General features: G+C 72.3%; 10 protein-coding genes and 1 tRNA gene. 5 read left to right on the top strand and 6 right to left on the bottom strand.

Annotation, left to right across the window (positions count from 1 at the left end; genetic code table 11):
* Together PROKR_RS06580 and PROKR_RS06585 are read right to left on the bottom strand one after the other, a co-directional pair.
* On the bottom strand, window positions 1-398 hold a 398-nt coding region (locus PROKR_RS06580; RefSeq protein WP_036960932.1), incomplete at its 3' end, for a VTC domain-containing protein.
* Window positions 395-1,033: a DUF4956 domain-containing protein gene (locus PROKR_RS06585; RefSeq protein ID WP_036960934.1), complete on the bottom strand. Its 639-nt coding sequence runs from the start codon at window positions 1,031-1,033 to the stop codon at window positions 395-397. The genes PROKR_RS06580 and PROKR_RS06585, both read right to left, overlap by 4 nt.
* A gap of 244 nt (window positions 1,034-1,277) precedes the next feature.
* Here PROKR_RS06585 and PROKR_RS06590 point away from each other — a divergent pair.
* The 3 genes from PROKR_RS06590 (at window position 1,278) to PROKR_RS06600 (ending at window position 3,015) form a co-directional block, all read left to right on the top strand.
* Window positions 1,278-1,364 (top strand) — tRNA-Ser (locus PROKR_RS06590).
* 249 nt (window positions 1,365-1,613) lie between these two features.
* The gene (locus PROKR_RS06595; RefSeq protein WP_036960936.1) at window positions 1,614-2,060 is read left to right on the top strand and encodes a VOC family protein; all 447 of its coding nucleotides are present in this window, start codon (window positions 1,614-1,616) and stop codon (window positions 2,058-2,060) included.
* A gap of 31 nt (window positions 2,061-2,091) precedes the next feature.
* Complete coding sequence (locus PROKR_RS06600; RefSeq protein ID WP_051432744.1) at window positions 2,092-3,015, top strand: S66 peptidase family protein; 924 nt, start codon at window positions 2,092-2,094, stop codon at window positions 3,013-3,015.
* 17 nt (window positions 3,016-3,032) lie between these two features.
* Here PROKR_RS06600 and PROKR_RS06605 read toward each other — a convergent pair whose 3' ends face one another.
* From PROKR_RS06605 to PROKR_RS06615, 3 genes are all read right to left on the bottom strand, one after another.
* Complete coding sequence (locus PROKR_RS06605) at window positions 3,033-3,224, bottom strand: hypothetical protein (protein WP_020017808.1); 192 nt, start codon at window positions 3,222-3,224, stop codon at window positions 3,033-3,035.
* A 26-nt stretch (window positions 3,225-3,250) separates the two neighbouring features.
* On the bottom strand, window positions 3,251-3,802 hold the full coding sequence (locus PROKR_RS06610; protein ID WP_036960938.1) for a P-loop NTPase family protein: 552 nt from the start codon (window positions 3,800-3,802) through the stop codon (window positions 3,251-3,253).
* Between the two features lie 231 nt (window positions 3,803-4,033).
* A complete protein-coding gene (locus tag PROKR_RS06615) occupies window positions 4,034-4,486 on the bottom strand; it encodes a hypothetical protein (RefSeq protein WP_036960940.1) in 453 nt (150 codons plus the stop codon).
* 257 nt (window positions 4,487-4,743) lie between these two features.
* Between PROKR_RS06615 and PROKR_RS06620 the strand changes: the two genes are divergently transcribed.
* A complete protein-coding gene (locus PROKR_RS06620; protein WP_036960941.1) occupies window positions 4,744-5,169 on the top strand; it encodes a carboxymuconolactone decarboxylase family protein in 426 nt (141 codons plus the stop codon).
* Here the strand turns inward: PROKR_RS06620 and PROKR_RS06625 are convergent.
* Window positions 5,166-6,086 carry an oxidoreductase gene (locus PROKR_RS06625; protein WP_036960943.1) on the bottom strand — a complete coding sequence of 307 codons (921 nt, stop codon included), beginning with the start codon at window positions 6,084-6,086 and terminating at the stop codon, window positions 5,166-5,168. The two genes, PROKR_RS06620 and PROKR_RS06625, sit on opposite strands and share 4 nt — an antisense overlap.
* A gap of 220 nt (window positions 6,087-6,306) precedes the next feature.
* Here PROKR_RS06625 and PROKR_RS06630 point away from each other — a divergent pair, with 220 nt between their 5' ends.
* Window positions 6,307-7,080 (top strand): helix-turn-helix transcriptional regulator, encoded by a 774-nt coding sequence (locus tag PROKR_RS06630; RefSeq protein WP_281171677.1) that lies wholly within the window; start codon window positions 6,307-6,309, stop codon window positions 7,078-7,080.
* The last annotated feature ends 19 nt before the right edge of the window (window positions 7,081-7,099 follow it).

Consider the following 7,099-nt stretch of genomic DNA (forward strand, 5'->3'; position numbering starts at 1 on the left):
TCGGCCAGGCGGTCCGAGACGAAGGCGCGGGCGACGCCGAGGTGGTCGGCGTCGTCGTGCGGCTGCCGCTCCTTGACCGTGGTGCCGCGACCGGCGCGGGTCTTCACCTCGACGAAGCACGACCCGGTGTCGACGTAGGTCCGGGTGCGGACCTTGAACCGCCGACGGCGGCGCGTCGCCGCCAGGCGGTACGCGTCCAGCTCCGGGGTGTCGAAGTAGGTGGAGTCGTAGGCGAACGAGCGGGACCCGTCGATCTCCAGGACCCGGGCCGGGGGCAGACCCGCGAGCAGGCGCTCCAGCTCGTCCGGGGTCAGCACGTACTTGCGGTCGCGGCGGGTCTGGAGGGCAGCGGCGTCGTTCAGCTCGTCGAGGGTCACCGGGGCGAGGTCGGCGATCATCGGGCCGCCGCCAGCTCCGGGTGGCCGCCGGCTACGGTTCCCTCGTGCAGGGTGGGGGCGCCGGTGCCGTCGTCGGTCAGGATCGGCAGACGGCGCGCCTCCGAGTACCGCACGTCCACCCAGGTGGAGTCGTTCACGAGGTCCAGGCGCTGTACCGACATGGCGTGCACGCGCGCCCCCAGGAGCTGCTCCAGGTGGGTTGCCAGCTCGGTCCGGTCGGCGATCGCGCGGTCCAGGACCACCAGCTCGCTGTGGTGCCGCGCGAACAGTCGTGGGTGGTCGGCCAGCGCCATGACCAGGAGGATCAGACCGGTGCCCGCCAGGCCGAGCCAGCCGGCGCTCGTCCCCAGCCCGCCCAGCAGGCCGAGCGCGAGCGACGCGAAGTAATAGGCGACCTCGTGCTGCGACAGCTCGGTGGAGCGCAGCCGGATGATCGACAGCACACCGAACAGGCCGAGTCCCAGGCCCGCCGCGACGGCGCTCGCGGACAGCGTCGCGGAGACCGCGAGCACGCCCACGTTGACGCCGAGGAAGGCGACGACGAGGTCTCGCCGACGGTGCCGCGGGAAGTACAGCGCGAAGGTCAGGATGGTGACGGCGACGAGGTCGACCGCGTGGAGCATGAGCTGGTTCATCGGGTCTCCGAGGTTGGCGAGGTGATGAACACGAGGCAAACGCACGAATCGATCCGCACCCTGTGACACGGCTGGGCCGCGCCTGTGGCTCTCTGTGCGGTTGCTGGGAGCGCGGTCGGGGCGGGTTTCAGGGGGCGCCTGACGGGGTGCCGGGCGCCCGGATCGCCTCGTCGGGGAACCGATTCGTGGAACCGGGGTCCGACCGGGTATCCTCCTACGGTCTGCTGCTGACGTGGTGGGCGAAGGTAGCGTGTCCGAGCGGCCTAAGGAGCACGCCTCGAAAGCGTGTGTGGGTGAAAGTCCACCGTGGGTTCAAATCCCACCGCTACCGCACCCTGAAGGCCCCCAACCGCGTAACTCTGCGGATCTGGGGGCCTTCGTCATGCCCAGGGCGTTATGGCGGCCCGGTGCTCCCCCCCCCGATGTGCCGACCATGCACCTGCTGCCAGTCCGACGGCGGATCTGGCAGCAGGTGCATGGTCGATGGCTGGGCCTCACGGTCACAGATGCGGTACACGTCCGGTCAGGTTGTCGACCGGTGTGGCCGTGCGGAGGGCCACGAAGGACAGGAGGAGCAGCGATGACCGTCGACGACTTTCCGGCCCCCTCGGAAGGGCTTGTCGTGACCCACTTCCTGACCGTGCGAGACGTCGAGGTGTCGCGGGAGTTCTACGCCGCGATCTTCGGCGGGCAGGTGGTCCGGGCGGAGAACCCCGCGACGGTCCGGGTCGCCAACACGTGGATCATCATGAATCCCGGAGGCGGACCCACGCCCGACAAGCCGGACGTCGTCCTGCGGCCGCCCGAACCCGGCGACCCGGTCTCCGCGTTCCTCAACGTCCGGGTCGCCGACATCGCGGCGTTCTACGCCGACGCGCGGGCGAAGGGCGCACACTTCCTCACCGAGCCGCAGGACCGCGGTGCGGAGCTGCGCTGCTACCTGAGCGACCCGGACGGGTACCTCATCGAGATCGGGCAGACCACCGGCCTGCTGCACGGCATCACCGCAGACCAGAGCAGGGCGTGAGACCGCTCGCCGAGCGGGTAACGTCCGGGCCATGGCGCGCGTCTCACAGCTTCGACCTGACCTGGCACCCCTCAAGAGGCTGGAGCCCGGCGACGCCGTCGCCCTCGTCTCGCCCGCCAGCTGGAGCGACGAGTCGTGGGTCGACGAGAGCATCGCGACCGTCGAGTCATGGGGGTTCAAGGCGCGGCTCGGCAAGCACGCCGACGACCGACTCGGCTACCTGGCCGGCGGCGACGCGGAGCGCGCCGCGGACCTGAACGACGCCATCCGCGACCCGGAGGTCCGCGCGATCCTGACCCTCCGGGGCGGCTGCGGCAGCCTGCGACTGCTGGCGGACGTCGACACCGACGCGCTCCGGGCCGATCCCAAGCCGATCATCGGGTTCAGCGACATCACCGCGCTGCACCAGGTCTGGCACCAGGCGGGCGTCCCGTCGGTCCACGGCGCGGTGGCCGGGACGCGGGCCACGACCGTGCTGAACCTCCTGCGCGGCGAGGCCGGCGAGCCTGTCCGGAGCGACACCGAGCAGTACGGCGCGTACCTCACGACGTCGGGCACGGCCTCGGGCCCCTTGTTCGGCGGCAACCTCGAGATGCTGGCCCGCAGCGTCGGCATCGTCGACAACGACCTCGCGGGCCACGTCCTGCTGCTGGAGCTCAACCGCACGGTCGGGCTGGGGATGGTCGACCGGCCGCTGACCCAGCTCATCCTGTCGGGGGCGCTCGCGGGCATCACGGGTGTCGCGGTGGGCTCGCTCGAAGGCTTCGACGGCTACGAGGACCGGGGCTGGAACGTCCTCGACGTGCTCCGGGACCGGCTCGGCTCTCTCGGCGTGCCGATCCTCGCCGGGCTGCCGCTCGGGCACATCGAGAACCCGGTCTCCGTGCCGCTCGGCGTCCGGTGCGAGCTCGACGCCGACGCGGGCACCCTGACCGTCGCGGCGCTGAGCGCCTGACCCGGGCCGGGGGGAGGTCAGGCGCCGGGGCGGCCCGTCAGCTTGCCCGTCAGCCAGCGTCCGACCTTGCGCACGTCGGCGGCCAGGTAGCGGAACTGTCCCAGCTGCGTCCAGAACACGTTGACCTGACGTCCCGCCCACGAGGCCGGGGGCTGGGCGTCGGAAGGCCGGATGAGCTCGCCCTTGGGCTTCGCGTCGTCTGCAGACATGGGGGGATCGTACTGGTGCGTCCGGTTCACGCCGGCTGAGCTCGCATGGTCCCGCCGAGGAACATCTCCACATCGCGCCGGGACCGCAGCCGGTGGAACGTCAGGTGGGCGTTCTCGGGGGCGCTCATCGCGTCCCCGTAGCGTCGCGGATGGCTCCTGCGCTGCTGCAACGACCACCGGACGATCGAGTCCCGCTTCCAGGGCGCGAGCGCGTCGGTCCAGGGCTGGCGGAGGCCCGTGCCCGGCCAGAGCTCGGCCTGGTCGATCGCGCGCAGCAGCGTCCGGCGGTACACCCGCGCGAGCACGAGCGGCGTCGGCGGATCGATCCAGACGACGGTGTCGGCACGCTTCCAGATCGCGGCCTGCAGCACGGAGTAGTTGCCGTCGATCACCCACTCGTCGCCGGCGACGGCGGCCCCGGCGTCGCCCACGAAGTGCTCGTGCGGGCGTGGCGTCCACCCCGGACCCCAGTAGAGGGCGTCCAGCTCGACGTGCCGGATGGCGAGGTGGTCGGCCAGCCGGCGCGCGAACGTGGACTTGCCCGACCCGGACGCTCCGACCACCGACACCCTGTGCACCGGAAGAAGTTAGCCGAACGGGAGGCCCAGGTCGTCAGGATTTCTCGTCGGGCGCGGGTTCCGGTTCGGGCGTCTCCGGGTCCGACGTCGCAGGGTCTGCTGCCGCAGGCGCCTCGGTCCACCGCGCGAGCTCCCGGTCCACCAGGGCTTCGGCCCTCCGGATCCAGCGACGTTCGAAGGGCCAGCGCAGCGGGCCCCACCCCGCTCCATGGAGATCCTTTTTCCGCATCGTCACCCCGGCAGCGTGAGCATCGCCAGCGACCCGGAGACGAGCGCGAGCACCGACAGCGCGACGCACGTCCAGGTCAGTGCGTACGTCGTGCGCAGGACGTGTTCGTTGAAGGCGACCCGCACGTACAGGGCGCGGAAGAACTCGAAGTCGGTCCGGTCGGCGTCCCACTGCTCGCGCCGGGACCGGGCGAGGATCGCGGTGACCTCCGGCTCCCTGATGCGGTCGGCCAGGTACAGCGCGAGCGTCGCGATCGCGGCCAGGGCGAGGATCGCCGCGCCGACCACCGGCCAGAGGCCCGTCGTGGCACCCGCCTCCCACGCTGTCGCGTTGATCGCCAGCGAGCCACCGAAGGCGAACGTGGCGATGACCTTCTCCCCGTCGACGCGCCATCGCTGGTGCCCCAGCGCTCGCTCCAGCGCCCGCTCCGCCGTCGTCCGCAACCTCGCGTCCATGGGGTGATTCTTCTGCGCGCCCCGTCCTGTGTCGAGATGTTCTGAGATGCCCGGTTCGGCCGCCGCGGGCCTGTGCGGGGTGCTGACCCCCGGCCAATGCCTCGAAACAAAGGTTGACCTGGGCATATATCACCCGCGAGATCTTGCGTCGCCCGCCGCCGATGGGCTGGACTGGGCATCACGCCTACAGGCGTTTGCCCCGGTGGCAACCGATTCAGCCCACATCACCCACGCAGGCAGTCCAGGAGGGGAAGACGATGACCGAGAACGAGACTTCGCGGGCGGAGAGATTCGCATCCGGCAAGGCGGCCCTCGACGCGTTCCACGACGGCGCGGGCCACGGGGTGATCGAGTCGCTGGCCGACATCGCTCCCGAGCTCGGTCACCAGATCGTCGCGTGGGGCTACGGCGACATCCTGTCCCGGCCCGAGCTGGACCCGCGGGAGCGGCAGCTCGTGACCCTCGGGATCCTCACCGCGATGGGGGGCAGCGAACCGCAGCTCGAGGTGCACATCGGCGCGTCGCTGAAGGTCGGGCTCACGCCGCAGCAGATCGTCGAGGTCTTTCTGCACAGCTCGGTCTACTGCGGGTTCCCGCGGGCACTGAACGCCGTCGCCGTCGCCAAGAGGGTGTTCGCCGAGCGCGGCCTGATGCCGCTGGCCGGCGAGGCCCCCGGAGCCTAGAGGTACGTCACCCCGGTCAGCTCCTGCGCCACGCTCCACAGCCGCTGCCCGACGGCGGGGTCGGCCGCCTCCGCGGATGCCGGTGCCTCGACGACGCGGCCGCGCATCTCGCGGAACCCGCCAGGGCCGAAGAACTGACCGCCTCGCACCCCGGGAGCCGTGGCCGCCCGGAGCTGCGGCAGCGCGCCCTGCTCGACCGGCTGTGTCGCGAGCAGACCGAGGCGCGCGATCCAGCGGCCGGCCCGGCCTCGGTCCGCCCAGGCGCGCGGAGTCAGGTTGGTGCCGGAGATACCGGGATGCGCGAGCGCGCTGAGCACGGGCGACCCTGCGGCCCGCAGCCGCCGGTCGAGCTCGAGGCCGAACACGGTGGTCGCGAGCTTGGAGGCCCCGTAGGCCGGCGCGGCGCGGTAGTCGCGCTCGGACATGAGGTCGTCGAAGTCGAGGTGCGCGGTCTTGTGCGTGATGGAGCTGAGGGAGACCACGCGCGGCGCCTCGCCACGGGCGAGCAGCGGGAGCAGGCGCCCGGTCAGCGCGAAATGGCCCAGGAGGTTGGTGCCGAGGTGCAGCTCGAAGCCGTCGGACGTCGTCCGGCGCGGCCCCAGGACCACCAGACCCGCGTTGTTCACGAGGAGGTCGACCCGCCCGAGCTCCTCGGCGACGCCGTCGGCGAACGCCCGCACCGACGCGAGTGACGCCAGGTCCAGCCGCCGCACGCGCAGCTTGGCGCCGGGCACGGCGGAGGAGATGTCGCGTGCGGCGTCCTCACCGGCCACTACGTTCCGGACGGCGAGGACGACGTCGGCGCCGTGGCGGGCGAGCTCGGTCGCCGTCACGCGGCCGAGGCCGGAGTTCGCCCCGGTCACGATCGCGAGCCGGCCGGTCTGGTCAGGGATGTCGGAGGTGTTCCACGGGTTCATGGTCGGCGACGCTAGGCCGCTCCGGCCGGGTCCCACGCGTCCTCGCCTCCCTCGGTCTGGCAGGACCACCCTGGCCGGGGGACGGGGGCGCACACTGGGGAGCATGACGGCGGAGCAGACCTACGCGCGCGAGCTGGGAGACTTCCTGCGGTCGCGCCGGCAGCGCACCACGCCGGAGGACCTGGGGCTGGAGCCCGGGCCGCGGCGCTAGGTCGACGGGCTGCGCCGCGAGGAGGTCGCGATGCTGGCGGGCCTGAGCGCCGACTACTACCAGCGCCTGGAGCAGGGCCGGAACGTGCGCCCGTCCGACGCGGTGCTCGACTCGCTCGCCGACGCGCTGGAGCTGGACGAGATCGAGCGGCGGCACATGCTCATGCTCGCTCGGGCCACACGGCAGCCCGCGCCGCCCGTCCACCGCAGGCCCGAGCGGGTGCCCCAGAGCACGGCGCGCCTGCTGACCCATCTGGGCGTGCCCGCCGTCGTGCTGGGCCGTCATCTCGACGTCCTCGCGTGGAACGACCTCGCCGCAGAGCTGCTCGGCGACCCGGCGGCCTACCCGCCCGAGCGCCGCAACTTCCTGACCGCACTGTTCGACGAGGACGGGTCCCGGCTGCGCTGCGCGGACTGGGAGACGACGGCGCTCGACTACATCGGGATGCTACGCGCCGCCGTCGCCGCGGACCCGGACCACCCCCGGGCGGTCGCGGTCGTGGGCGAGCTCAGCATCCGCAGCCCCGAGTTCCGCCGCCTGTGGGCGCGGCACGACGTACGCGAGAGCGTGCACGGCGCCAAGGTGATCCACCACCCGCGAGTGGGCGACATCGCGCTGGAGTGGGACGCGTACCCGCTGCCCGGCAACCCGGGGCCGGTCATGGTCGTGTTCACCCCGCAGCCCGGTGCCGCCGACGACCAGCTCCGGCTGCTCGCCTCGCTCGCGGGGTTGGACGCGACCCCCGCACCACCTGCTCGGCCGGGCCCGGCGCAGACCTGCTAGGGCCGCGGCAGCGCCGCCG

The organism is Promicromonospora kroppenstedtii DSM 19349, assembly GCF_000515355.1.
In the GTDB taxonomy this organism is placed as follows: Bacteria; Actinomycetota; Actinomycetes; order Actinomycetales; family Cellulomonadaceae; genus Promicromonospora; species Promicromonospora kroppenstedtii.